Source organism: Nonomuraea guangzhouensis, from assembly GCF_019396345.1.
GTDB lineage: Bacteria > Actinomycetota > Actinomycetes > Streptosporangiales > Streptosporangiaceae > Nonomuraea > Nonomuraea guangzhouensis.
The window spans coordinates 54456-78946 of record NZ_JAHKRM010000032.1 but is presented as its reverse complement, the minus strand read 5'-3'; the positions used below and the strand labels follow the sequence as shown (position 1 = coordinate 78946).

The 24491-nt window shown below is 70.2% G+C and carries 20 protein-coding genes; 13 read left to right on the top strand and 7 right to left on the bottom strand.

Annotated elements, in window-relative coordinates:
* Positions 1-2: 2 nt before the first annotated feature.
* The 8 genes from KME78_RS48585 (at position 3) to KME78_RS48550 (ending at position 9065) form a co-directional block, all read left to right on the top strand.
* Positions 3-875: an amidohydrolase family protein gene (locus KME78_RS48585; RefSeq protein WP_219536788.1), complete on the top strand. Its 873-nt coding sequence runs from the start codon at positions 3-5 to the stop codon at positions 873-875.
* Positions 872-2404, top strand: coding sequence for a class I adenylate-forming enzyme family protein (locus tag KME78_RS48580; protein ID WP_219536787.1), 1533 nt, complete (start codon positions 872-874; stop codon positions 2402-2404). Before KME78_RS48585 ends, KME78_RS48580 begins: the two co-directional genes overlap by 4 nt.
* Positions 2405-2417: 13 nt before the next feature.
* The gene (locus KME78_RS48575; RefSeq protein WP_219536786.1) at positions 2418-3851 is read left to right on the top strand and encodes a gamma-aminobutyraldehyde dehydrogenase; all 1434 of its coding nucleotides are present in this window, start codon (positions 2418-2420) and stop codon (positions 3849-3851) included.
* A 76-nt stretch (positions 3852-3927) separates the two neighbouring features.
* The gene (locus tag KME78_RS48570) at positions 3928-5442 is read left to right on the top strand and encodes an ABC transporter substrate-binding protein (RefSeq protein WP_219536785.1); all 1515 of its coding nucleotides are present in this window, start codon (positions 3928-3930) and stop codon (positions 5440-5442) included.
* A gap of 2 nt (positions 5443-5444) precedes the next feature.
* Positions 5445-6389: an ABC transporter permease gene (locus KME78_RS48565; protein WP_219536784.1), complete on the top strand. Its 945-nt coding sequence runs from the start codon at positions 5445-5447 to the stop codon at positions 6387-6389.
* Entirely contained in the window at positions 6386-7213 is an 828-nt protein-coding gene (locus tag KME78_RS48560; protein WP_219536783.1) for an ABC transporter permease, read from the top strand. Before KME78_RS48565 ends, KME78_RS48560 begins: the two co-directional genes overlap by 4 nt.
* Positions 7210-8124 (top strand): ABC transporter ATP-binding protein, encoded by a 915-nt coding sequence (locus tag KME78_RS48555; protein WP_219536782.1) that lies wholly within the window; start codon positions 7210-7212, stop codon positions 8122-8124. The genes KME78_RS48560 and KME78_RS48555 overlap by 4 nt, the downstream gene beginning before the upstream one ends.
* On the top strand, positions 8121-9065 hold the full coding sequence (locus KME78_RS48550; protein ID WP_219536781.1) for an oligopeptide/dipeptide ABC transporter ATP-binding protein: 945 nt from the start codon (positions 8121-8123) through the stop codon (positions 9063-9065). Before KME78_RS48555 ends, KME78_RS48550 begins: the two co-directional genes overlap by 4 nt.
* Here KME78_RS48550 and KME78_RS48545 read toward each other — a convergent pair.
* Complete coding sequence (locus KME78_RS48545; RefSeq protein WP_219536780.1) at positions 9053-9718, bottom strand: DJ-1/PfpI family protein; 666 nt, start codon at positions 9716-9718, stop codon at positions 9053-9055. The two genes, KME78_RS48550 and KME78_RS48545, sit on opposite strands and share 13 nt — an antisense overlap.
* A 53-nt stretch (positions 9719-9771) precedes the next feature.
* On the opposite strand from KME78_RS48545, the gene KME78_RS48540 reads away from it, so the two are divergent.
* A complete protein-coding gene (locus tag KME78_RS48540) occupies positions 9772-11313 on the top strand; it encodes a GMC family oxidoreductase (protein WP_219536779.1) in 1542 nt (513 codons plus the stop codon).
* Here the strand turns inward: KME78_RS48540 and KME78_RS48535 are convergent.
* Genes KME78_RS48535 through KME78_RS48520 form a run of 4 tightly spaced genes read right to left on the bottom strand, consistent with a single transcriptional unit; the run spans position 11294 to position 16226 of the window.
* Positions 11294-12934 (bottom strand): alpha-L-arabinofuranosidase family protein, encoded by a 1641-nt coding sequence (locus tag KME78_RS48535; RefSeq protein WP_219536778.1) that lies wholly within the window; start codon positions 12932-12934, stop codon positions 11294-11296. The two genes, KME78_RS48540 and KME78_RS48535, sit on opposite strands and share 20 nt — an antisense overlap.
* Positions 12935-12956: 22 nt before the next feature.
* Entirely contained in the window at positions 12957-13796 is an 840-nt protein-coding gene (locus KME78_RS48530) for a carbohydrate ABC transporter permease (protein ID WP_219536777.1), read from the bottom strand.
* Complete coding sequence (locus KME78_RS48525) at positions 13793-14737, bottom strand: carbohydrate ABC transporter permease (protein ID WP_219536776.1); 945 nt, start codon at positions 14735-14737, stop codon at positions 13793-13795. Before KME78_RS48525 ends, KME78_RS48530 begins: the two co-directional genes overlap by 4 nt.
* A 22-nt stretch (positions 14738-14759) precedes the next feature.
* Positions 14760-16226, bottom strand: a complete 1467-nt coding sequence (locus KME78_RS48520) for an ABC transporter substrate-binding protein (RefSeq protein WP_219536775.1) — start codon at positions 16224-16226, stop codon at positions 14760-14762.
* A 312-nt stretch (positions 16227-16538) separates the two neighbouring features.
* On the opposite strand from KME78_RS48520, the gene KME78_RS48515 reads away from it, so the two are divergent.
* The 3 genes from KME78_RS48515 (at position 16539) to KME78_RS48505 (ending at position 20350) form a co-directional block, all read left to right on the top strand.
* Positions 16539-17576 (top strand): LacI family DNA-binding transcriptional regulator, encoded by a 1038-nt coding sequence (locus KME78_RS48515; protein ID WP_308127411.1) that lies wholly within the window; start codon positions 16539-16541, stop codon positions 17574-17576.
* Positions 17577-17664: 88 nt separating this feature from the next.
* Positions 17665-18840 (top strand): hypothetical protein, encoded by a 1176-nt coding sequence (locus KME78_RS48510; protein WP_219536774.1) that lies wholly within the window; start codon positions 17665-17667, stop codon positions 18838-18840.
* A 178-nt stretch (positions 18841-19018) separates the two neighbouring features.
* Positions 19019-20350: a family 43 glycosylhydrolase gene (locus tag KME78_RS48505; protein ID WP_219536773.1), complete on the top strand. Its 1332-nt coding sequence runs from the start codon at positions 19019-19021 to the stop codon at positions 20348-20350.
* Here the strand turns inward: KME78_RS48505 and KME78_RS48500 are convergent.
* Positions 20343-20675 carry an AfsR/SARP family transcriptional regulator gene (locus KME78_RS48500; protein WP_308127410.1) on the bottom strand — a complete coding sequence of 111 codons (333 nt, stop codon included), beginning with the start codon at positions 20673-20675 and terminating at the stop codon, positions 20343-20345. The two genes, KME78_RS48505 and KME78_RS48500, sit on opposite strands and share 8 nt — an antisense overlap.
* 124 nt (positions 20676-20799) lie before the next feature.
* Positions 20800-22203, bottom strand: coding sequence for a M1 family metallopeptidase (locus tag KME78_RS48495; protein ID WP_219536771.1), 1404 nt, complete (start codon positions 22201-22203; stop codon positions 20800-20802).
* Between the two features lie 357 nt (positions 22204-22560).
* Between KME78_RS48495 and KME78_RS48490 the strand changes: the two genes are divergently transcribed.
* Positions 22561-24357, top strand: a complete 1797-nt coding sequence (locus tag KME78_RS48490; RefSeq protein ID WP_219536770.1) for an exo-alpha-sialidase — start codon at positions 22561-22563, stop codon at positions 24355-24357.
* The last annotated feature ends 134 nt before the right edge of the window (positions 24358-24491 follow it).

Below are 24491 nucleotides of genomic sequence, written 5' to 3'. Positions count from 1 at the left end.
TCATGAATTCGACGATCATCGACTTCCGCGTACGGGTGCCCAGCGCCGCCCGTCCCCCGATCTCCGCGGGAGGCGACGTCTACACGCAGTACGAAGCGGTGCTCGACATCGGCAACGGCTGGCACAAGGACATGGACGAACTCCTGGCCGAGATGGACGAGGCCGGCATCGGACACGCCGTGCTCCACGCCGAGTACGAACACGGCGACTACGCCGACGCGCTCAACGAGGAGGTCGCCGAGCAGATCCGGCTCCGCCCCGAGCGGTTCTCCGGCTTCGGGACGGTGACCCTGGAGCCTCTCTCCGTCATGCGCGCGGTGCGCCAGGTCGAGCGGGTCGGCGCTCTCGGGCTGAAAGGCATCAACGTACAGCCGTCCTTCTTCGGCCACGCCATCGACGACCGCCTGCTCTACCCGGTCTACGCCAAGGCCACCGAACTCGGTCTGGCCGTCGCCATCCACACGGGCGTCAACTACTCGCGGCGCCACCCCATCGAGGCCGAACGCCCCGTGCGGCTGGACCAGGTCGCCTGCGACTTTCCGGAGGCGACGCTCATCGCCTGCCACGCGGCCTGGCCGTGGATCCCGGAGATCGTCGCGGTCGCGCGGCGCCACCCCAACGTGCTCATCGACTTCGGCGGCCTGTCCCCCAAGTACCTGGGCGTGCCGGGCTCGGGCTGGGAGATGATGCTGCGCTTCATGGACCGCCTGCTGCGCCACCAGGTTCTCTTCGCCACGGACTGGCCGGTCTTCCCGCACCGGCGGGCGCTGGAAGAGTGGCACGGTCTCGGCCTGCGGGCGGAGACCCTGGACGCGCTGCTCCATGGCAACGCCAGCCGGTTGCTGTCATCCCGTGAGCAGGCGGTGCTCGTATGAGCATCCCCCAGCGGCCGCGCATCACCGACTATGTGCAGCATTGGGCCACACACCACCCGACCAGGGAGGCCCTCGTCGGGGAGAGCGGGCGCTGGACGTACGAGCGCCTGCGTGACGATGTCGACCGCTGCGCGGCGGCGCTGCTGGCGGCGGGCGTCAGGCGTGGTGACCGGGTCGCACTGCTCGGCCACCCGCAGCCCGAATGCTTCGTGGTCTTCCTGGCGACGGCGAGTATCGGCGGTGTCTGGGTGGGCCTGAACCCGAAGTACACCACCGCCGAGCTGGCCCACGTGGTCGCCGACAGCGAGCCGGCGCTGCTGTTCGGCATGCTCGCTCCCAGCGACCCCGAGCAGGCGGCAACGCTGCGCGCGCTGTCGTCAGGCCGGCAGCTGCGGGTGGTGACTCGTGAGTCGTCCTCCTACGACGAGTTCATCGAGGCGGCAAGGCCCGACGATCGTCTTTGGGCCGCCCGGCGGGAGGTGCGGCCGCTGGATCCGGCGGCGATGATCTACACGTCGGGAAGCACGGGCAAGCCGAAGGGCGCGCTCGTCCCCCACTGGGGACTTGCGTACTGCGGGGTGGTGCAGGCGGGCCACTGGTACGGCGACGCTCCCCGCAAGCTGTGCGACCTGCCGCTCAACCACATCGGCGGGCTCGGCGACATCAGCACGTCGGTCCTGGTCGCGGGCGGCACGGTGGTCTACATGCCGCGCTTCGATCCGGCGGGAGCTCTGAGCATGGTGGAGCGGGAACGCCTGACCCACATCTACTGCATCCCCACGCAGCTGCTGGCCATGGTGGCCACGCCGGAGTGGCGGCAATGCGATCTCAGCTCGCTGGAGTACATCCTCTGGGGCGGAGCCGCCGCACCGCACAGCCTGCTGGAGACCCTGTCGCGAACGGGCGCCCGGCTGGCCACCAGCTACAGCCTCACCGAGTCGACCGGCTCGGTGACCTACACCGATCCCGGCGACTCCCTCGACGTGCTGTCCTGGAGCGTGGGCCGGGTGGACCCGCACTACGAGGTGGCGCTGCGCCGTTCCGAGGGCGCCTTCGCGATGCCGGGCGAGTCCGGCGAGTTGCTCGTCCGGGGCGACTTCATCACACGCGGGTACTTCCGCGATCCGGAGGCGACGCGCGCCGCCATCGACGCCGACGGCTGGCTCCACACCGGTGACCTTGCGGTGCGGGAGCAAGGCGGGCATATCCGACTGGTCGGCCGGCTCAAGGAGATGTTCAAGTCCGGCGGCTACAACGTCTATCCGCGCGAGATCGAGGCCGTGCTGGAGGAGCACCCGGCGGTGGCGCTCGCGGCGGTGGTCGGGGTGGCGGACGGGCACTGGGGCGAGGTGGGCCACGCGTTCGTGGTGCCGAGCGCACCGGTGACCGAAGCGGAGCTGCGCGAGCACGCCCGGGCGCGACTGGCCAACTACAAGGTGCCGAAGGTGTTCCGGCTCGAAGGCGAGCTGCCCAAGCTGGCCATCGGCAAGGTCGACAAGATGAAACTGCGCCTGCTGGCGGCGTCCTGACATGGAGAAAGACATGCCCGACCTCCGCGTGCTGCGGAACTTCATCAATGGCGAGTTCGCGGGACCGGTCGAGGAGCGGTTCTCGCCCGTACTGGATCCCGCGACCGGCGAGACCATCGCGAGCGCTCCCCGTTCCGGTCCCGAGGACGTCGACCTGGCGGTAGCCGCGGCCAAGGCGGCCTTCCCCCGCTGGTCCGGCACCACTCCGGGTGAGCGGGCGCTCGCCTTGCTGCGGTTGGCGGACGCGATCGAGGAGCACGGAGACGAGCTGGCCGCGCTGGAGTCGGCCGACGCCGGAAAGCCACTGCTCACCGTACGGAATGACGAGATCGGCGCGATGGCCGACAACCTGCGCTTCTTCGCCGGCGCGGCCCGATGTCTGGAGGGCAAGGCGGCTGGGGAGTACGTCGCGGGCTACACCTCGATCATCCGCCGAGAGCCCGTGGGCGTGGTCGGACAGATCACGCCATGGAACTACCCGATGATGATGGCGGTGTGGAAGATCGGCCCGGCACTCGCCGCCGGGTGCACCACTGTGCTCAAACCCGCGCCCTCGACTCCGGTCACCACGGTCCGGCTCGCCGAGCTGGCCGCCGACATCCTCCCGCCGGGAGTGCTCAACGTCGTCGTCGGGGGGAACGAGCCCGGCGCCGCGCTGGTGGAACACCCGGACGTCGAGCTGGTCTCGCTCACCGGATCCGTGGACACCGGTAAGTGGATCGCCGAACACGCCGCCCGCACGCTCAAGCGCGTCCATCTGGAGCTCGGCGGCAAGGCCCCAGTCGTGATCTTCGACGATGCCGACCTGGAGTCGGCGCTGGAGGTCGTCTCGGGCGCCGGCTACTACAACGCGGGCCAGGACTGCACCGCGGCGACCAGGGTGCTCGCCTCCGCCCGGCTGTACGACGACGTCGTGGCCGGTCTGGCGGACAAGGCGGGCAAGCTGGTGATGGGCGACACCCGTGACCCCGGCACCACGCTGGGTCCGCTCAACAGCCTGCGTCAGCGCGAGCGGGTCGCGGGCTTCCTCGACCGCCGCCCCGCGCACGCCGAGGTCGTCGCCGGCGGCCACGCCGCCGACCGGCCGGGCTTCTTCTACGAGCCCACGGTCGTCGCGGGGCTCCACCATGACGACGAGCTGGTCCAGCGGGAGATCTTCGGTCCGGTCATCACGGTCCAGCGCTTCGACACCGAACAGGAGGCCGTCGCGCTGGCCAACGGCACGCCGTACGGGCTGGCCTCCTCGGTCTGGACCCGCGACGTCGGCCGCGCCCTGCGCATGTCGAAGGAGCTGCGGTTCGGTTGCGTCTGGATCAACGACCACGTCCCGCTCGCGTCGGAGATGCCGCATGGCGGCTACAAGCAGTCGGGCTACGGCAAGGACCTGTCGGCGTACGCCCTGGAGGACTACACCCACGTCAAGCACGTGATGGCCAGCCTGCGCTGACCCTGTGAGGCCCCCGGAACCGATGCGGCCGCATATTTTATCGAACGTTCGAAATCTGGTGATGAACACGATGCGGATGAAAACCACGGCATGCCTCCTGCTCGCGGTGGCAATGCTGGTCACGGGCTGCGGGGGCGGCACGGCGAGCGACTCTGGCGGCCCGGCGACGCGCGGTGGCAGCCTCACCATCCTGCGTGCCGCCGACATCGACGGCTGGGACCCCGACAAGGCGATCCAGCTCGCGACCTTCCAGACCCTGCCACAGGTGATGGAAGGGCTGGTGCGACCCTCGGCGGATGGCAACTCCATCCAGCCTGCCCTGGCCGAGAAGTGGAAGCTTGACGCCAAGGCGAAGACCATCACCTTCACGCTCCGTCCGGGGCTGGCCTTCAGCGACGGACGGCCCCTGACGTCCGAGGACGCCGCCTTCTCCGTCGGCCTGTGGCGCAAAGGGCTGTCCATGGGCTCGCTCTACGCCGCCATCACCGGCACCGCCACGCCGGATGATCGGACGCTGGTCATCAAGATGAAGAAGGCGAGCACCTTCACGCTCACCTGGCTCAGCAACGGCTCGTCCGTCATCGTGCCGAAGGATTTCGGCGGGATGAGCCGCAAGGACTTCTTCGCCAAGCCGATCGGCGCCGGGCCGTTCGTCGTGGGCTCGTACCAGCCCGGACAGCGGCTGGTACTCGAACGCAACCGCCGCTACTACGACCCCGCGCGGCCCAAACTGGACCACCTCACCTACGAGGTGGTCGCCGATCCCAACCAGCAGATGCTCCGCTACCAGAGCCGCCAGGCCGACGCCATCGAGGCCGTCCCGCTCGATCTGGCCGGGCAGATCCCCGAAGGCGAACGGGTGCTCGTGCATCCCTCGGCGACGATCCACGGCATCTTCGTCAACGCCGCCAAGCAACCGGGCAACGACATCCACTTCCGGCGTGCCGTGAGCTTGGCCATCGACCGCGGCCGGTACACCCAGGCGGTCTTCGGTGGCCTGGCCGCACCGGCGACCGGCGGGCTGCCGCCGGGCGTCCAAGGGTCCGTCGGATGCGGCTGCACGTACGAGACCGGGGTCGAGAAGGCGAAGGCCGAACTGGCGAAATCGTCCTACCAGCCGGGGACGAAGGTGGAGCTGGTGGTCGATGCGACGACGCCGTCCTCCACCCGCGCCGGCGAGACCGCGGCCGCGCAGCTACGCGCCATCGGCATCGACGTCGACCTGCAGAAACTGGAAGTCCAAGTGCTCGTCGACCGGCAGGCGAAGGGCGCCTACGACCTGTCCCTGGGCGAGGTGGGCAGCGTGTCGCCGACTGTGGGCGACATCTTCGGGCTGATCGTCGCCACCGGTGGGCTCTACTCCGGCCTGCCGATGAAGACCATCTCCGACGCCTTCGACCGGCTGGAGGTCGCGCAGACCGACCAGGAACGGGCCGCCGCGGTGCGGATCGCCGAGACGTGGATCCACGACAACCTGCCCTACATCCCCACCGCCTTCCCCGACCGGCTCTTCGCCGTATCGCCGAAGGTGAAGGGCCTGCACATCACGCCCTTCCTGTCCTATCCCGCCGACCTGCTCCAGGCGGCCTGACCATGTCCGCCGGACGGTTGCGCTTCGTGGCCGGCAGGCTGATCCAGGTGGTCCCGGTGCTGGCGGCGCTCCTGCTCATCGTCGTCCTGCTCCAGCAGCTGATGCCCGGCGATCCGGGGCGTGTCATCGCGGGGCCGCGAGCGAGCGCCGAGCAAGTGGCGCAGGTCCGCCGGGACCTGGGCCTCGACCAGCCGATGTTGGTGCAGTTCTGGACGTACGTAACCCATCTCGCGAATGGCGATCTCGGCCGGTCGAACCGGACTGGGATCCCCATCTCCACCATCGTCGGCGACCGTGCCGGCGCGACAACGTGGCTGCTGATCGGCGGCCTCCTCGTCAGCACGGCGCTGGCGGCGCCCGCCGCGCTGCTCATGGCGCTGCGCCCGCGATCGGCTGCGGCCAGGCTCTGCGCGCGCTCGCTCACGATCCTCGTCAACTGCCCGCCGTTCTGGATCGGTCTGATGCTGGCCTCGTTGCTGGCGTTGCGCACGGGGTGGCTGCCCGTGGGCGGCTTCGGCGAGAGCTTCGGTGAGCGGCTCCGCTCGATGGTCCTGCCGTCGCTGACCATCGCTCTGGCCGCGATGCCGCTCCTGGCGCGCAGCGGCGCCGCGAGCCTGCGCCAGGTGCTGGTCGCGGACCACGTGACGACCGCACGGTCCCTGGGGCTGTCCGGGTGGCCACTCGTCCGGCGGCACCTGCTGCGCAACGCCCTGCCGCCCGCCGTCACGCTGCTGGCCGTCCAGGCGGCCGCGCTGCTGTTCGGCGCGGTCGTCGTCGAGCAGACCTTCGGCCTGCCAGGGCTGGGAGCCGAGATGGTGAACGCGGCCGGCCAGCGTGACTTCCCGATGGTCCAGGCCCTCACCCTGATCTTCGGCACGGCCATCATCGCGATCAACCTGCTCGCCGATCTGATGGTCGCGCTTCTCGACCCGAGGACGACCTGGTGACGGCCGCGGTCACGGCGGCTCCTCGACGCGGGTTCGCCTGGATTCGCTGGTCGGCCGCCGGGCTGCTGGCGCTGGTGATCCTCGCCGCCGTTCTGGCGCCGCTGCTGGCCACGGCCGACCCGGCCCAGCAGACACTCGACCAGCTCCGGCCGCCGAGCGCCGCTCATCCGCTCGGCACGGACGCGCTCGGCCGCGACGTGCTGTCCCGGCTGCTGTTCGCGCTGCGTACCGATCTCCTGCTGATGGCGTTCGCCGCGGGCCTGCCGATGCTGGTGGGGACGGTGATCGGGGCGGTGGCCGGCTACTACGGCGGTCTCTTGGACGTCGCGGTGCGCTGGGTCGCCGACATTTTCCAGGCCCTCCCCGTGTACGTCCTGCTCATCGCCTTCGTCTTCGTGCTCGGCCCCGGAACTCCGTCCCTGCTCGTCGCGTTCGGCGCGCTGGGCTGGGTGGTGTACGCCCGGCTCATCCGCACCGAGGTGCGCCGGGTTCGGGAACGCGACTACATCTCGGCCGGCTACCTGCTCGGCCTCTCACACACCGCGGTGCTGGTCAGGCACGTGCTACCGAACGCGTTGCGCCAGTCGCTGGTCTACCTAACCACGGACATGGGCATGGCGCTCCAGGGCATCGCGGTCCTGTCCTTCTTCGGGCTGGGCGTGGAGCCGGGCACTCCCGAGCTCGGAGCCATGGTGTCCGAGGCTCAGGTGTTCCTGCGCAGCCACTGGTGGCTGGCGGCCTTCCCCGGGCTGGTCATCGTGATCCTCGGATCGAGCGTCGCGGCTCTCGGCGACCGGTGGACCGAGCGAGAGGAGGCAGTATGACGCTCCTTCAGGTGGACGAACTCCGCGTGGCGATACACCGGCGAGAAAAGGCACTGCTCGTGCTCGACGGCGTCTCGTTCGCGGTCAGCGCCGGGCAGTGCCTGGGCATCGTCGGTGAATCCGGGTGCGGCAAGTCGCTCACTCTGCGCGCCACGATGGGGCTGCTGCCACGCGGCGCCGTACGGACCGGCGGGGAGGTCCGGGCCGGGCGCGGTCTCGCGATGGTGTTCCAGGACTCCCACGCCTCGTTGGATCCCACCATGCGGGTCGGGTCCTTCATCGCCGATGTCGTACGCCGTCGGCGGGGAGCCTCGCGGGCCGCCGGCAGGCGGCGGGCCGTCGAGTTGCTGGCGGCCGTCGGCGTCCCGGATCCCGACCTGCGCTCCCGCGCCTACCCACACGAACTCAGCGGCGGCATGCGCCAGCGGGTCGCGATCGCGCTGGCCCTCGCCACGGATCCGGGGGTGCTGCTGTGCGACGAGCCGACCACGGCGTTGGACGTCACCTTGCAGGCCGAGATCCTGCGGCTCCTCGGCAAGGCGCGGGCGGAGCGCGGGCTCGGCATGGTCCTCGTCAGCCACGATGTCGCGGTGATCCGCCAGGTGGCCGACGTTGTGGCCGTCATGTACGCCGGGCAGATCATCGAAGCCGGCCCGGCACCCGAAGTGCTCGGCCGGCCGCGGCACCCGTACACACGAGCCTTGATCGAAGCCGTGCCCACCCTCGACGGACCGGCAGGCCGCTTCAGGCCGATCCCCGGCGCGCCACCCGACCCGGCGAACTACACCTCTGCCTGCAGGTTCTCGCCCCGCTGTGGCCACCGGGAAGCAGCCTGTCAAGGCGTCGTCCCTGGCATACCCGCGCTCCACGCGCGGCACCGGTCGTCGTGCATTCATGAGGAGGCCATATGAGCGAGCTGGTACGGGCGGAGCAGTTGACCGTGGCCTACGCCGTGCAGGACGGACTGTTCCGGCGACGCATCCGCGCTGTGGACGGAGTGGAGCTGGGACTCGCCCGGGGCGAGATCCTGGGTCTGGTGGGCGAGAGCGGCTGCGGCAAGTCGACGCTCGGCCGCGCGATCGTCGGCCTCACCCTGCCGTCCGCCGGCCGTGTGCTGCTCGACGGCGTTCCCGTGCCTCGACGGCGCCCGCCCGGCATGCGCCGCCGCGTTCAGATGATCTACCAGGATCCGGGATCTTCCCTCGACCCCCTGCGCACGGTCGCGCAGACCCTGGCCGAGCCGCTGCGGAAGCATTCCGCCGACCAGGTCGCGCATCGTACCCGCGAGCTGCTGGAGATGGTCGGACTGGGCGAGGAGCATCTCCGCGCCCGCCCTCGCGAGCTGTCGGGCGGTCAGCGACAGCGCATCGCCATCGCCCGCGCGCTCGCCGTGGCACCCGACGTGCTGGTCGCCGACGAGGCCGTGGCCTCGCTCGACGCGTCCGTGGCGGGCGCCGTGCTCAACCTGCTGTGCGAGCTGCGCGAACGGCTGAATCTGACGGTGCTCTTCATCTCTCACGACCTGGCCGTGGTGCGGCGGCTCTGCGACCGCGTCGCCGTGATGTACCTGGGACGCGTCGTCGAGGAAGGACCCGCCGCCGAGGTCTTCGCACACCCCGGACACCCGTACACGCGCGTACTGCTCGACGCCGTCCCATCGGCGGACCGGCGCCGGCTCGGCGCCCGGGCCTTGGGCGAGCCGCCCAGCCCGCTCCACCTACCGCCCGGCTGCCGCTTCCACCCGCGCTGTCCGGCCGCTGCAACCAGGTGCGGCACCGCCGCCCCACCGGAGGTCCGGCGGGACGGGCACCGGGTGGCCTGCCACTTCGCCTGGCAGGCTCAGGAGGTGTGATAGTTCCGGCGGGCCCACGAGGGGCCGTACGCGCGTTCCAGGTTGTCCCGCATGAACCGCACCACTTCCGCCGGGGCCTTGTCCACCGAGCCGGCGTCGTGCGGAGGCTGGGGGTCGTACTCGATCCCCAGCTGCACAGCCTGCGCATAGGCAGGGCCCTGCAGCCGATCACAGACCACCAATGCCATGTCGATGCCGGATGACACGCCGGCCGCCGTGATGATCTTCCCGTCCTCGACCACACGACGGGACACCGGCTCGGCCCCGAAGCAACGCAGGCTGTCCAGCTCGTACCAGAAGGTCGTGGCCGCGCGCCCCTGGAGCAGCCCCGCGGCACCGAGCAGGAGGGAGCCGGTGCACACCGACGTCGTCCACACGCTGGTCTCGTGCGTCCGGCGCAACCAGGACAGGACGGCCTCGTCGTCCAGGAACCGCGTGGTGGTGCTGCCGCCGGAGACCACGACCACGCCCGGCCGCTCCATACTCTCCAGCGGCTCGGCCACGAGGCCGAATCCAGGCTGATCGGCGGCGACCATCCCCGGCGTCGCGGAGACGAACCGCACGCGGGCGTCCGGCAGGCGGCTCAGCACTTCGAACGGCCCGGTGACGTCCAGGGCGGTGAACCCTTCGTAGATGAGGATGGCGACGTCCACTCTCTGTACCTGCCTTCTAGTTCTTTTATCGTTCGATCGATTAAACTTCTTCCATGGTAAGCGCTACGAACGACTTGGACCAGCGCGTACGCGCGGACATCGCGATTCTTGGCGGTGGCACGGCCGGGGCGGTCGTCGCCGGGCGCCTGCTCGAAACCACCTCCCTGTCCGTGGTGGTAGTCGAGGCCGGGCCCGACTACGGCTCCTTCGACTCGGGACGGTGGCCGCGCGAGCTCCTCGACAGCTCGACGCTGCCGGACACGCATGACTGGGGCTATCGCGGCCCCGGCGCACACCCCGGCCGCGACCTGGCGTTCGAGCGCGCGCGGGTCATCGGCGGCTGTTCTTCCCACAACGGCTGCTCCCAGACCGTGGGCCACGCCTCCGACTACCGCTCATGGGGGCTCTCCTGGACCGACGAATCGCTCACCGGCCTGATGAAGGAGAGCGCGGCCAGGCTGCGCGTCAGGCACTACTCCGAACAGGAGCTCACCCCCTTCCAGGCCGCGGCGATGGACGCCATGGTCGAGTGCGGTATCCCGCGGACGGACGACCTGGACGACCTCTTCGGCGGCCCCGGCTGCGGCCCGTCACCCGTGAACAACCCCGGCGGCGTGCGCTGGAACACCGGTTTCGCCTACCTCGATCCGGTCCGTGACGAGAGCGGATTGCACATCATCGACCAGGCGCTGGTCGACCGGCTGGAGCTACACGGCTCGACGGTCCGACGCGCCCACGTGCTTCGAGGAAGCGAACGGCTCCTCGTGGAAGCCGATCGGTTCGTGCTCTGCGGCGGCACCTACGGCAGCCCGGAGGTGCTCCTGCGCAGCGGCATAGGGCCGGCCGACGACCTGCGTGCCCTGGGTGTGCGTCCCCGCCTCGACCTCCCGGGCGTCGGCCGCAACCTGCACGACCAACCCATGCTCGAACTGCGCTTCGCGGCGAGTGACGAACTGACGCGGCGACTCGCCGACCATGAACGACTGCGCCCCCTGCCGGACGAACAGGTCATCGGCAAGGCGCGCTCGACCGGTGGCCGTGCCCCCTACGACCTCCATCTCCTGCCGTGGACCACCCGCGCCGCGGACGGCTGGGCCTGCGTGCTGCCGGCCGCGTGCCTCGCCCCGCGCTCCCGAGGCACGCTCCGGCTCTCCTCTCTCGACCCCACGTCCAAGCCCGTCATCGACCACGCTTACCTGACGGACCAGGACGGGGCCGACCTGGGCGTGCTGCGGGACGGCATCGACCTGTGCCGGCGCATGGCCGCTTCGCCAGCGCTCGCACCGCTGCTCGGGGCACCGCTCGACGAGTTCAGCGCCCGTCCGAGGGCAAGTGCGGCCGCGATGCGTGCTTCCGCCGCCCACTACTGGCATCCGGTGGGCACCTGCGCGATCGGCCCCGATCCGGCCGCGGGCGCCGTGGTCGACGGCGCGGGGCGCGTGCACGGCAGCGACAACCTATGGGTCATCGACGCCTCGATCATGCCGGTGATCCCTCGTGCTACCACCGGCCTGCCCGTCGTCGCGCTCGCCGAGCATCTCGTCCGCGCTCTCAGAGGATGGTCGGGATCGTCGGTCACGAAAGCTTCTCGATGAGGGTCAGTACGGTCACCGAGTGCGGCGCGAGCTCCCAGATCCCGCCGTTCGCCTCGATCTCGCCCAGGTCGCGCACGGCGATCGTGTCCTGCGCGCCGAGCGTGTTGACCGCGCCCAAGGCGGCGTCGCCGCCGACGGTGCGTACCCGCGCGCGGGCGGGGGTGGCGTCGGCGCTGCCGTCGAGGACGAGCCGCACCCGGATGGTCTCGTCGCGGTGCCGGTTGACGACGGCCACCCGCACCGAGCCGTCGTCGGCGCGGGTGGCCGAGACGTCGATGTACGGGACGGTCATGGGCTCGGTGAGCAGCCGGCCGTCCGGCCCCCAGGTGTCGCCGAGCCGGACCGCGGCCGTCCTGGCCGGGCCGTCCACCTCGGACCGCAGCACGGTCCTGCCCGTGTGGTGCCGGTAGAGGTGCCAGAGGTGGTAGATCGCCGAGCGCAGGGCGCCGCCGGGGCGGGCGACCACCAGGCCGTTGGCGTTGACCAGGTTGACCGGGTTGGCCATGGACACAGGTGCGGGCAGAGCGGCCGAGCGGTGCACGGCGTGGCAGACTCCGGCGCAGAAGACCAGGTCGGCGACGGTGCGGGGGCTCCATCGGTTCACCCGGACCCGGCGTCCTGGGCCGTCGCCCGCCTCGGGCAGTTCGCGCTCGGCGACGCCGCCGTCGTCGCCGGGCAGCGGCTGCGGCCAGTCCTCGGGTTCGAGATGGCGCATGGTCCACTCGTCGAGTGCGAGCGCGGGCGGGCGTTCCAGGCCCACCTCGGCGGCGAGGTCGGTGACGAGCCGGGAGTAGGCGTGGATCTCCCGCTCGAAGTACAGCGCCTGGGCCACGACGGCGTCGTAGTCGTCGCCGGTCCACAGGTGGGTGCCGGCTCCGTACAGGTGCAGGGACAGGTAGTCCAGGAGTTCGCCCGCGCGGGCCAGCACCGGGCGCGTCCACTGCTCCTGCTGCCAGGGGATGCCGACGCCGATCAGGCGGATCTCGGGGTCGACCAGGCGCATGAACCGGGCGTGCTCGCGGGCGGCGGCGGCGTACTCCTCGGCCGTGCGGTGGCCCATCTGCCACGGCCCGTAGACCTCGTTGCCCACGCCCCAGTAGCGCACCTTCCACGGTTCGGCCCGCCCGTTCGCGGCGCGGCGGCCGGTGAGCGTGGTCGCGCGTGCGGAGTTGGTGTACTCGACCCAGCGCACCGCCTCGTCCACGTTCCGGCAGGAGTGCACCAGGTACGGCTCCGCGCCGGCCGCCTCGCACCAGGCCAGGAACTCGTCGGTGCCGAAGCGGTTGGACTCCTGCCCGCCCCAGGCCAGCTCCAGCCGGCTCGGCCGGGCATCGCGCGGGCCGACGCCGTCCTCCCAGTTGTAGGCCGAGGTGAAGTTGCCACCCGGCCAGCGGATCGGCCCCGGGCCCAGCTCGCGTACCAGGTCGAGCACGTCGGCGCGGACGCCGTCGAGCAGGCCTGGCTCGGTGACGGACAGCGGTGAGCCCTCGTCGAAGACGCCGCCCTCGATGTTCCCGAAGAACGCCGATTCCAGGAAATGTCCGTAGACGTCGTCGTCGATCCGGCCCGCCGGGCGGCGGGTGTCGATCGTCACGAGTGCCTCACGGCCGTGGACAGACATGTGGTTCAAGACTCCGTTCCGGTCACTGCTTCACCGCTCCCGCGATGCTGTCGACGAACTTCCGCTGGAGGACGACGAAAACGGCGATCACCGGGATCAGCGAGATCACGGCGGCCGCGGCCATCCCCGACCAGTCCGTTTCCCGCTCGCCCATGAAGACCGTCATGCCCACGGCCAGCGTCCGCAGATCGGGGTCGCTGAGCGTGAACACCAGCGGAAGCAGGTAGACGTTCCAGGCGAACAGGTACGTGAGGATGACCACCGTGGCGGTGATCGGCCAGGCCAGAGGGAGCATCACGCGGAAGAAGACGGTGAAGTGGCCCGCGCCGTCCAGGCGGGCGCACTCCTCCAGTTCGTTCGGCAGCTTCCTGAAGAACCCGGCGTACAGGAGGGTCGAGGCGATCTGCCCGCCCGCGCCCAGGCCGAGTATCACGCCGGCGTGCGTGTTGAGCAGCCCCAGCTGGTCGGTGAGCTGGGTGATCGGGATGATCGTGTACCCCTCGGGCAGGAAGAACGTGACCAGGAACAGGCCGATGACGACCTTCTTGCCGGCGAAGTCGTAGCGGCCCAGCACGTAGCCCGCCAGGGCGCTGCGCACGACGACGAGCACCACCGTGCCCACGGTGATGGCGAGAGTGTTGACGAAGTACCTGGCGAAGCCGACCTCGGTCCAGGCGCGGGCGTAGTTCGCCCAGACCGGCTCCTCGGGCAGCAGGCCGAGCCCCGAGCCGAAGATCTCGGGCGAGGTCTTCAGCGAGGCCGAGACCAGCCAGATGAACGGGTAGACCCACAGGCCGCCGAGCACGAGCAGCAGGACGGCGGTCACCACCTGCCCGGCGCTCGGCCGGGGACGCGCCGTCATGCCGCGCCCATCCGGTTCCTGGCCCAGCGCATGCCCAGCGCCTGCGCGATCGCCAGGACCATGGTGAGCAGCCCGAACAGCACCGCCGCCGCCGAGGCGTACCCGAGCTGCGGGACGGTGGCCTGGAAGGCGGTGCGGAAGATGAAGATCTCGATCACCTCGGAGGAGAAGGACGGGCCCCCGCCGGTGAGGGTCTGCATCAGGTCGAAGACGTTGAACGCCGCCACGGTGTCGATCAGCGTGATGATCACCAGGAACGGCACCAGCAGCGGCAGCGTGACGCGCCGGAACTCCGCCCAGGGGCCCGCCCCGTCGATCATCGCAGCCTCGTGGACGCCCTGCGGGATCGTCTGCAGCGCGGCCAGCCAGTAGATGAGGGTGATGCCCAGCCACTTCCACACCCAGACGGCGATCCCGGCGTAGAGCGAGGTACCGGCGTCGGCGGCGAAGTTGGCCGGCGAGTCGATCAGGCCCGCCCACACCAGCGACACGCTCACCGGGCCACTGGCGTCCAGCAGCAGCGTGAACACGATGCCGACGATGGCGCCCGTGGTGACGACCGGCAGGAAGAACAGTGTGCGGAAGAAGCCCTTGAAGGGCGTCTTCTTGCGGTTGAGCACGATCGCCAGCGCCAGCGCCAGCCCGACCCGCAGGGGTACGGCGATCACGAGGAACACGAGCGAGTTCCGGAAGGCGTTCCAGAACAGCTCGTCCCCGATCAGCCGGGTGAAGTTCTCGACGCCGATGAACGTCCCGGTGTCGGCGAAGCCCGGCCAGTCGAGGAAGCCGAACCACCAGGACGCCAGCAGGGGGTAGATGGTGTACGCGCCGTACCCGACGAGGGTCGGCAGCAGGAAGAGGTAGATCCACCAGTCCTTGCGCAGGCGCCTCAGCCGTCCGGGGCGGGGGCGCGCGGCGGCGTGCCCGGGGGTTGTCGTCATGGTGCTCCTGTCCGGCCGCCCCTCAGCGGCTGGCGTAATCCCGCTGCTCGTAGTCCTTCTCGCGGTCCCAGTTGGCGAAGACCCAGGCGTCGAGGCCGACCTGGCCCCCCTTCTTGTCTTTGACCGCCTTGATGGCGCGCTCGCGCTCGGCGCTGAGCTGGTCCTTGTAGCGCCGGAGCTGGCCGCCCACGTCCGACTTGGCGCCGGTCAGCACCGACTGGACGATGTCGCCGAGGTCGGGGTGGATGTCGCGCATCTCGGCGAGCACCTGCCACACGCCCGGCGTGCCGACCTCGGGCACCGGCCCGATGCGCACGTCGTCCTGGAAGTTGGCGACACACTGCCGGTAGGCGGGGTGCACCTCCGCCTCCTTCACCACCTCGGCCAGCGCGGGCGGCTGGTCCATGGCGGCGGCCAGCTTGAGCTGGAACTCCTTGGTGGTCATCGCCAACAGCACCTCGGCCGCGGTCTTGGCCTTCTTCGACTGGCCCGACACCCAGAACGTGCCGGGCGACGGAGGGCTGTAGACGAAGTTCCTGGTGGTCTCGGGGCACGGGATGTGCCACACGCCGACCCCGCGCTCGACCGCCTCGGGCTCGTCCACGCGCAGGCCGCCGACGAACCACGCGCCCCACAGGTAGATGGCCGCCTGCCCGGCTGCCCAGCGGGCGCGGGCGTCGCGCGGGCCCATCGACGCGGACGCCGGGTGGACGACCTTGTCCTTCTGCAGCGAGACGAGGAACTCGATGGCGTCGATGTACGGCTGGGAGTCGTGGACGTACTCGCCCGTCGCCCAGTCGACGGCGCCGGGGCCGGGGGCGCCCGCGGTCGTGGCGAGCCGGTGCACCAGCGCCGCCAGGTACGCGGGATCCTTGAGCGGGATCACCATCCCGTGCACGTCGCCCTTGGTCAGGCGGCGGGCGACGGCGCGCAGGTCGTCCCAGGTGGCCGGCTCGTCCTCGGGATCCAGCTTGGCCTCCTTGAGCAGCGCCGAGTTGAACCACGGCACCGCGTCGTGATTGCGGCCGGAGAACGGGGCGAAGGAGTAGATCTCACCGTTGAAGCGGTGGATGCCGTCGTAGAGCTGCCCGGCGATCGGGCTGCCGGCGAAATCGGCCAGCTTGCCGACCGGCTGGAACCAGCCCTCGCCGACCAGGGCGGCCGGGGAGACCGCGCCCAGCCCCGCCAGCGAGTGCACGTCCGGCATCTGGTTGCTGCGCCTGGCCACCTGCAGCGCCTGGCCCAGGTCGGGCGCGTCCATCTGGCGCCGTTCGATCGTGACGCCCTGGTGGCCCTGCTCGTAAGGGGTGAACAGGTCGCTCTCCAGCATTTTGGTCAGCGGCCTGAACTGGTCCCACCACTGCAGCGTGTTACCCGCGTCCTGGCTCCGGCGGCTCAGCTGCCCGCCGCCGGTGCACGCGGTCAGCGCCGTGGCCAGGACGGCGGCGCTCGCGCCGCCGAGGAACTGGCGGCGGCTGACGCCTGCCACGCCGGGTGGGATTCCAGGGATTCGGCGATGCGACCCCATGGCGACTCCTCTTCGTAGTCGGCTCGGTCACGATCCCGCCCAGCCCCGAACGATCAGGACTCCCCGCGAAGCGGATCCATGTTTGCGCAAACCTACGGTTGACGTCTATCAACGTCAAGGGCGTCCCGGTGAAGTTCTCAAAAGGCCAGTTCAGGGGCCATACCCTCCCCTAGAGCCTGTTTGCGGAAACAGGCGTGGCGGCCCCGTTAGCAGCCACGAACGGCGTCGATGTAGCCTTGACGCCGCTGCTACGAGGAAGGGAGAGCGCCCCGCGTGGCTCGACTACCAGGTACGGGATCGTCCGGCGGGCCGTCGATGGCGGACGTCGCCAAGCTCGCGGGCGTATCGGGCCAGACCGTGTCCCGGGTCGCGAACGGCAACGACCGGGTGACCGCCGCCACGAGGCTCAAGGTCGAGACGGCCATGAGACAGCTCGGCTACCGCGCCAACATCGCCGCGCGGGCGCTGGCCACCGGCCGCTTCCGCACGATCGGCGTCGTCATGTTCAACCTCAGCGCCGTGCTCAACGTCCGCATCGTGGAGGCCGTCGTGACCGGCGCCCAGGCCCGCGGCTACTCGGTGAGCGTCGCGATGGTCGACAGCCCGACCGAGAAGGACGTCCGCGCCGCCGTCCGCGGCCTCACCGACCGCGCCGTGGACGGCGTGATCGTGATCGAGGGCCGGGTGCTCGACACCCCGCACCTGCGGCTTCCCGACGAGGTGCCGGTGGTGATCGCCGACAGCAGGGCGGCGCACCGGCACCCCACGTTCGGCATGGACGAGGCCGCCGGCGCCCGCGCCGCCGTGGAGCACCTGCTCGGGCTCGGCCACGCCACCGTCCACCACGTGGCCGGGCCGACCGGCTCGATCCCGGCGCAGCGGCGCAGGGCCGCGTGGCAGCGGCTGCTGAAGCGGGCGGGCCGCGCCGTACCGCCGCCCGCCGTCGGCGACTGGTCCCCGCAGTCGGGGTACGACGCCGCCCGGCGCCTGCTGGCCGACGACGACGTGACCGCCGTCTTCGCCGCCAACGACCAGATGGCCGTGGGCGTGCTCAGGGCCGCTACCGAGCTGGGCCGCAGGGTGCCCGACGACCTGAGCGTCGTCGGGTTCGACGACCTCGACTTCACGCCCTTTCTCAACCCGCCGCTGACGACCGTCCGCCAGGACCTCGCCGCGGTGGGCCGCCGCTGCCTCGAGCAGCTGATCGCGCAGATCGAGGCCCCGCAGGGGGCCGAGGCGCCCACCTCCGCCAGCCGGTTCGTCCTGCCGGAGCTGGTGGTGCGGGCCTCCACCGCGCCACCGCGGCGCTGACCTCCGCCGCCCGCGGCCATTGACGGGCAGATCGGGTTTGCGCAAACATGAATGCCGCCCGACCTCCTCCTCTGAGAAAGCAGGCCACATGCTGCGCCGACTGTCGACCATCGCCATGACAGCGGTTCTCGCCCTCTCGACCCTCACCCACGCCGCCACTGCGCAAGGAGCCGAATCCGTGGCCGTCGACAAGCCGCGCGCCCTCGCGTACGGCGCGCTGGGCGCCAACTTCAACGAGAACCTCGACTCGCTGGACTACCCGGAGCTGCGCGAGGCGCGCGCCCGGTGGATCCGCGGCTTCTTCCCGATGCCCCAAACCCAGCAGGGCGACCCCGCCAAGCACGAAGCGATCAGCACGATCACCAAGGCGGCCGGTAAGGGCTACGACACCATCCTGAGCCTGAAGTTCCCCTACGACCGGGCCTCGTTCCCCGCTCCGGGCAGCGCCGGGATGGCCGCCGAGCTGGCCCGCCTGGACCGGGTCCTGCCTGCGGTGCTGAACAAGGTGAAGATCATCGCGATCGGCAACGAGCCGTTCATCGAGAGCCTGCCCGCCGAGCGCGACGCGCGACTCAACACGTTCTACGAGACCGTCGCCCGGCACGTGATCGACTACCGGCGCGCGCACTGCGGCGCCAACTGCCGCACCGTGCTCTACATGGGCGCGCTGAACCGGCTCGACCTGCCGGACCGCCGCACGCCGGCGGCCGAGCGCTGGATGACCTTCGTGCGTGAAACGCCGGAGATCGAGGGCGTGGACATCCACCCGCACATCCCCTCGCCGCAGGCCGCGCAGCCGTTCCTGGACTTCATCCTGCCGAGGATGCGCCCCGACCAGACGTTCCTGGTCACCGAGTTCTCCCTGGTCTGGTACTGGAAAGAGCACCTGCAGGACCCGGTCCCGGCCACGTTCGCCCAGAAGTACGGCTTCCCCTCCGGCACCCTGGTGTGGCAGGTCATCAAGGCCGCCATCGACGCGCCGTTCAGCGAGCGGAAGTGGGATGACTTCCTGAAGAGCAGCCCGTGGTTCACCGGCCAGGCGGGCTTCCTGCGCGACCAGATGAAGCTGTATCGGGGCACCGGGCGGCTGGCGGTGGCCACGTACGGCTTCAAGCAGGAAGACGCGATGGTCGCGAACTTCGGCCCCGACAAGACCCCGTGGCTGCTCAACAGCGTGTATGCCGCCAAGACCGTACGACCCCGCGCTGACCTGTCGGGGCGCGGCTACTGGCTCGAGGACTTCCGCGCGCTGCAGCAGCCCTGACCAGGCTGTCACGTGGCCGGCCGCGGTCTTCTGTGGTGAGGAAGGCCGTGGCCAGTTCGGCCCGGCGCTCACCGGCGGCTACCTGTGCGGTTTTCAGCAGTTTTTGCCGGGTTATTGATGACATTTTAGCGGCCGGGCACACTCGCCGCAGACCGCGCTGATGTGAAGGACGTAACTGATGACTGGTTCCGACAACGGGTTGAACGTGAACCGACGGTCCCTGCTGGCGGGCGCCGCCGGCGTTCTGGGAGCGGCGGCACTGCCCGCGACCACCGCGCAGGCGGCTACGACGCGATACCCGTCGAACTGGCCGGACCTCGAGCCGTACGGTCTCGCCGACACCCGGCTCGACCTGTGGCCGCGCGCGGACAACTCCTTCATCCTGCCGCTGGAACTGCGCCCCCGGGACAAGGAACTCGGCCGGGTCTGGATGCGGGACACGTACGTCAACTGCTTCGTCGTCAAGGGTCGCCCGATCTACGTCGCCACCGGCACCACCCGGTCGGCGGGGCTCCCGGGGGCGGCCCCGTGGAACGACGGCATCTTCGTGTGGACGTCCCCGTCCCTGCGCGGGCCGTGGAGGCTGGCCGACACGACCGGCATCCGCCCCGGCGCCGAAAAGGGCAAGGTGTGGTCGCCCGAGTTCGCCGGCGAGAACCGGGCCGGGCGCACGGTCGTCGCTCCGTGGCAGGAGTACTGGACCGACGAGGGCCAGTTCGGCAAGCGCGGCGATGTCTGGGCCCCGGAAGTGCACTATTTCCGCGGCAAGTGGTACATCGTCGCCTGCATGGGCGATCATTCGACGAAGGTGGGCTCGTTCATGCTCGTGAGCGAGGGCGGGGTCGAAGGCCCGTACCGCCTCGTCCGAGGCAACCTCGAAAAGCCCTTCGGCGACCCTGTCATCGGCGGACCCGCCTTCATCAAGCCCGGCGCGTACCACCACATCGACGGCGGCCTCTACTCCGAAGGCGACGACGCCTGGCTCGTCCTGCACAACAACCTGTACGCGAAGTTCCGGGACGACATGGAGGACATCGTCCCGACCACCAACCTCCCGGCGTTCCAGCAGACGCCCTACTCGCCCGAGCCGTATCTGGAAGGCGCGTACGTCTTCAAGCACGGCGGCAAGTACTTCCTCCTGCACGCCGCCTGGAACCGATCCTCGACCAACGCCGACGGCAGCACCCGCTACGCCTACGACCCGGCCGGCGCCGGTCGCGAGCAGTATCACTACGACGCGGTCGTCGCCGTCTCCGACCACTTCGAGGGACCGTATTCCCAGCGGTGGACCCTGGGCGTCGGGGCCGGTCACAACAACATCTTCGCGGATCGCAGCGGCCAGCTGTGGGCGACGTTCTTCCGCAACCCCAGGTTCGGCTACTGGGCCGACCCGTCGCGCGTCGCCGACACGGCGGTGGCCGGGGTCGTGCGGGTGGAATGGACGGGGCCGAAGGGCAACCGCCTGTACGTCCAGCGCCGCAACCCGGGACGCACCACATCTTCTACCTAAGCCGGGGGCGATTCAGCAGCATCGCTCTGGATTTGTGCGCTTCGGGATCTTGGGTCCGCTGGAGGTGATCACTGTCGCCGTCTGCCTGGCGATAAGGATCTGCGACTGATGGAATCTGGGGTCGAGCACCTCGCTGATGTCGGGTTGTACCTGCTGCTCGGCCCAGCACCTGGCGCAGATGCGAGACGTGGCGCTGGACCGTGTTCAGCGGCGTCGCCGGCGGGTTGCCGGCCCAGATCACGTCGGCGAGCCGGTCGTTGCTGACGATCTCACCGCGGTGCAGCGCGAGCATCGCCAGGACCGCCTTGCGGCGCGGCCCGCTCACCGGCCGGACATCCCGTCCGCGACTACGTCAACCGGCCCGAGCAACCGTATCCGCATCCCCGGCCCATCCCCCGAAATCAGCCGACGACCTCGAAACGTACGAGAGCGCCGCAGTCAGAACGTCGTCACCACGTCACGGGCTTGCTCGGGGTGAACAGCCAGACGTTGAAGAACTCGGTCAGGTCCCGGCCGGAGATCTTCTCCGCGAGCGTGATGAACTCGTCGGTGTCGGCCAGGCCGTAGCGATGATCGGCCGCCCACGTCCGCAGCAGCCGGAAGAAGGGCTCGTCGCCGATCTTCACCCGCAGCGCCTGGAGCGTCATGCCGCCGCGGTTGTAGACGGCGGTGTCGAACATGGTGTCGCGCTGCGGGTCGGCCACCTTCGGTAGCCAGAACGACTCCGGCCTGGTGGCGTACTGCCGGTCGAACCACGCCTGGACGCTCTCGCCACCGGTGTGCTCGGTCCAGTAGCGCTGGGCGAAGGTGGCGAAGCCCTCGTTGAGCCAGATGTGCTGCCAGGTCCGCACCGAAACGCTGTCGCCGAACCACTGATGGGCGAGCTCGTGCGCGACCGTTGTCTCGCTGCGGACGGCGGAGTACAGCGGCTTGGTCTGAGTCTCCAGCGAGAAGCCGACGATGGGGACGTTGTCCACGATCGCGCCCGTCTCCTCGAACGGGTAGCGCCCGAACAGTTCGCTCCAGTAGTCGGTGATGTCGGCGGTCTGCTGGAAGACGACCTCGGTGCCGGGCACGGTCGGATCGGTGGCGACCCATTCGCGCAGGCCGTCCGGCGTCCTGCCCTTCTGCACGTCGAACCGGCCGATCGTGGTCGTGACCAGGTACGACGCCATCGGACGCAGCTCGTTCCACAGGAAGGTCGTCGTGTCACCGTGAGTGACCTGCGCCGCCAGCACGCCGTTCGACGCGGCGGTGAGCCCCTTCGGGACGGTCACCGAGATGGAGTAGGTCGCCTTGTCGCTCGGGTGGTCGTTGGAGGGGAACCAGGTGCTGGCCGCGTTCGGCTCGCAGGCGACGAGCACGCCGTCCTCCGTGGCGATCCACCCGTACGGCAGGCCGAACACGATCGGGCCGCCGAGCGGCTGCGGGATGCCGTCGTAGGTGACGCCCACGTCGAACACGCTATGACGCCGCAGGCCCGCGTTGGGGGTGACGACCAGTTCCTGGCCGTCGCGCGCATAGGCGGCCTGGCGGCCGTTGACCGTGACCGATCGCACGGTGAGCTGCTGGAAGTCCAGATCGAAGCGGGACAGGTCCTGTGTGGCGCGAGCCAGCATGTGCACCGTCCCCCTGAGCACCTTGGTGGCAGGGTCGTAGGCGAGGTTGAGGGAGTAGTGCTGGGCGTCGTACCCGCCGTTGCCCTCCAGGGGGAAGTAGGGGTCACCGAGACCGGGCGCGCCCGGCCGGAAGTCGGGCCGCGCGGCCGCGGCAGAGGACGGGGCGACGGCGAAGGTCATGGCCGCCACCATGCTGAGAGCGGCGGTCCAGCGAGCGATCTGGGCAAGCACCATCGCAAGCCTCCGTGGGGGGGTAGGTCATTAGCCCGAGGGTGAAGGAAAATCCCGGACTTGTCCGGACCCAAAAAACGCGGCCTGCGGCTGATGACCGAGGCGATGCCGTCCGCCCACGCCTCGACGGGGATCACAGCCAGATCTTCAGACCGGTGAACATTCTACGTTCACCGTCTGTTTAACATGGGACGTTGGACGTAGGATGTCCGCTCGTAATCTTCTCCCCCCAGGAAGGACGAGCACATGCACGATGGTCATCCTCCGGAGCGCCGCCCCGGGCGCCGCCGGGCGGGCGCCGTAGCGGTGCTTGCGGGCTTAATCGTCAGCTTGTTCGGCGCGCCGGCGAGCGCGGCGCCGGTGGCAACCTCCGCGGCCGGCGCGACCGCCGACACCGCACCGTTCGTGGACGAGCAGGTGCTCTACAAACAGGGCGACTTCGGATACGGCTGCTTCCGGATCCCCGCCGTGGTGCGGGCCACGAACGGCATGCTCCTGGCGTTCGCCGAGGGACGGGTGAAGGACTGCGGCGACGACGAGGACATCGACCTGGTGCTGCGCCGTTCCGCCGACGGCGGGCGGACCTGGGGACCACTGCAGGTGGTCTCGGAGGGCAACGGCACGACCCACGGCAACCCGGTGCCGATCGTTGACGAGCGCACCGGGCGGGTCGTGCTGGTGAGCACCCACAACGGTGGCGAGCCGTGCCCGAACGGCTGTGACCGCGACCCCTGGGTGCAGTTCAGCGACGACCACGGGGCGACCTGGTCCGCCGCCAGGGAGATGACCGAGGGCAAGCGTCCGGAGTGGAACTTCTGGTACGCCACCGGCCCGATGCACGGCATCCAGCTCAAGCTCGGCCCGCACGCCGGCCGGCTGGTCGTCGGTGCGAGTTTCGAGAGCTGGGACCGGGTCGGCAAGCACGTCTACGGCACGCACCTGCTCTACAGCGACGACAGCGGCGTGACCTGGAACATCGGCGCCGAGACGTCCCGCGACGACGGCACGGTCATCGCCCAGGAGGTCACCGTCATCGAGCTGACCGACGGGCGGATCTACGCCTCGGCCCGCGAGCGCGGCACCGACGAGGGCAGCCGGGCGTACGCGACCAGCAGCGACAGCGGCGAGACGTGGGACCACCCGTTCCGCACCATGCCGGCGCTGGCGACGACCGACATCCAGGCGTCGCTGCTGCGGTTCAGCGACGGGCGCATCCTCTTCTCCGCGCCGATGCACCCGAACGCCCGGGAGGCGATGGGGATCCGGTCGTCCTACGACGAGGGGCGCCGCTTCGAGACCTGGGACAAGGGCAAGGTCTTCTACTGGGGGCCGTCGGCGTACTCGGACATGGTGCGTCTGGACGGCGACGAGGCGGCCCTGATGTACGAGGCCGGCACCATCACGCCGTACGAGCAGATCCGGTTCACGCGGTTCAACGAGGCGTACCTGAAGACGCCGAACGGCACCCCGCCCGGCATCCCCGGTCCCCCGGCGCCCGGCCCGACGACGCCGGACCTGTCTCCGTACCGCAACAAGGCGTATGTCCGCGGTAATGCGCAGACCACCGACGGGCGGTTCGGCAGCGGGCTGGCCCTGGACCGGGTGGACGACCGGGTGGAGGTGCCGTTCAACGACTCCATCGACCTCGGCGCGAAGGACTTCACGCTGACCTCCTGGATCCGGTACTCGGAGCAGACCGGCGCGCACACGATCCTCTGGTTCCACCGGGTCAACCGGGGCACCAACCCGCCGGCGCTGTGGCTGCGGGCCGAGCCGGCCAGCAAGCGCATCCGGGCGGTCCTCTCCGTCGACCGGTTCAACGTGACCGTGCAGTCGCCGAGCGCGTACAACGACGGGCAGTGGCACTTCGTGGCGCTCCAGCGGGTACGCGGCGAGCTCCGGCTCCTGGTGGACGGCGTGCAGGTCTCGTCGGCGGCGGCGCCGCCCGGTTCGGTGACCCTCGGCAAGGAGTTCGGGCTCGAGGGCATCCACGTCGGACAGCGGTTGGACGGTGTGGACCGCTTCCGCGGGACGCTGGACGAGGTACGGGTCTACCGGCGCGCCGTCAGCGACACCGAGCTGGACCTGATCCGGCAGCGGAACCTCCCGATCTCCGGTCGGCTTGGGCTGCGGCTGCCGTTCGATCGCGTCGGCTAAGGCTGCACGAGCCGCTTGGCGATGGCGCTCACGGGCCCCGTGGGCGTCATCGCCGCTGCTGCTTGCCATGGATCACAGCGAGGACGTCCTACGTCCTGTGGATGGCCTGCTGCTCCACGGGAAAGAGCTCGGGC

Bases quoted from the DNA above. Each gene is read 5' to 3' on its own strand.
- KME78_RS48535 (WP_219536778.1), bottom strand. From the start codon at position 12,934: ATGTCTGTCCACGGCCGTGAGGCACTCGTGACGATCGACACCCGCCGC.
- KME78_RS48510 (WP_219536774.1), top strand. From the start codon at position 17,665: ATGCTGCGCCGACTGTCGACCATCGCCATGACAGCGGTTCTCGCCCTC.
- KME78_RS48565 (WP_219536784.1), top strand. From the start codon at position 5,445: ATGTCCGCCGGACGGTTGCGCTTCGTGGCCGGCAGGCTGATCCAGGTG.
- KME78_RS48505 (WP_219536773.1), top strand. From the start codon at position 19,019: ATGACTGGTTCCGACAACGGGTTGAACGTGAACCGACGGTCCCTGCTG.
- KME78_RS48570 (WP_219536785.1), top strand. From the start codon at position 3,928: ATGAAAACCACGGCATGCCTCCTGCTCGCGGTGGCAATGCTGGTCACG.
- KME78_RS48550 (WP_219536781.1), top strand. From the start codon at position 8,121: ATGAGCGAGCTGGTACGGGCGGAGCAGTTGACCGTGGCCTACGCCGTG.
- KME78_RS48580 (WP_219536787.1), top strand. From the start codon at position 872: ATGAGCATCCCCCAGCGGCCGCGCATCACCGACTATGTGCAGCATTGG.
- KME78_RS48530 (WP_219536777.1), bottom strand. From the start codon at position 13,796: ATGACGGCGCGTCCCCGGCCGAGCGCCGGGCAGGTGGTGACCGCCGTC.
- KME78_RS48555 (WP_219536782.1), top strand. From the start codon at position 7,210: ATGACGCTCCTTCAGGTGGACGAACTCCGCGTGGCGATACACCGGCGA.
- KME78_RS48540 (WP_219536779.1), top strand. From the start codon at position 9,772: ATGGTAAGCGCTACGAACGACTTGGACCAGCGCGTACGCGCGGACATC.
- KME78_RS48525 (WP_219536776.1), bottom strand. From the start codon at position 14,737: ATGACGACAACCCCCGGGCACGCCGCCGCGCGCCCCCGCCCCGGACGG.
- KME78_RS48495 (WP_219536771.1), bottom strand. From the start codon at position 22,203: ATGGTGCTTGCCCAGATCGCTCGCTGGACCGCCGCTCTCAGCATGGTG.
- KME78_RS48585 (WP_219536788.1), top strand. From the start codon at position 3: ATGAATTCGACGATCATCGACTTCCGCGTACGGGTGCCCAGCGCCGCC.
- KME78_RS48575 (WP_219536786.1), top strand. From the start codon at position 2,418: ATGCCCGACCTCCGCGTGCTGCGGAACTTCATCAATGGCGAGTTCGCG.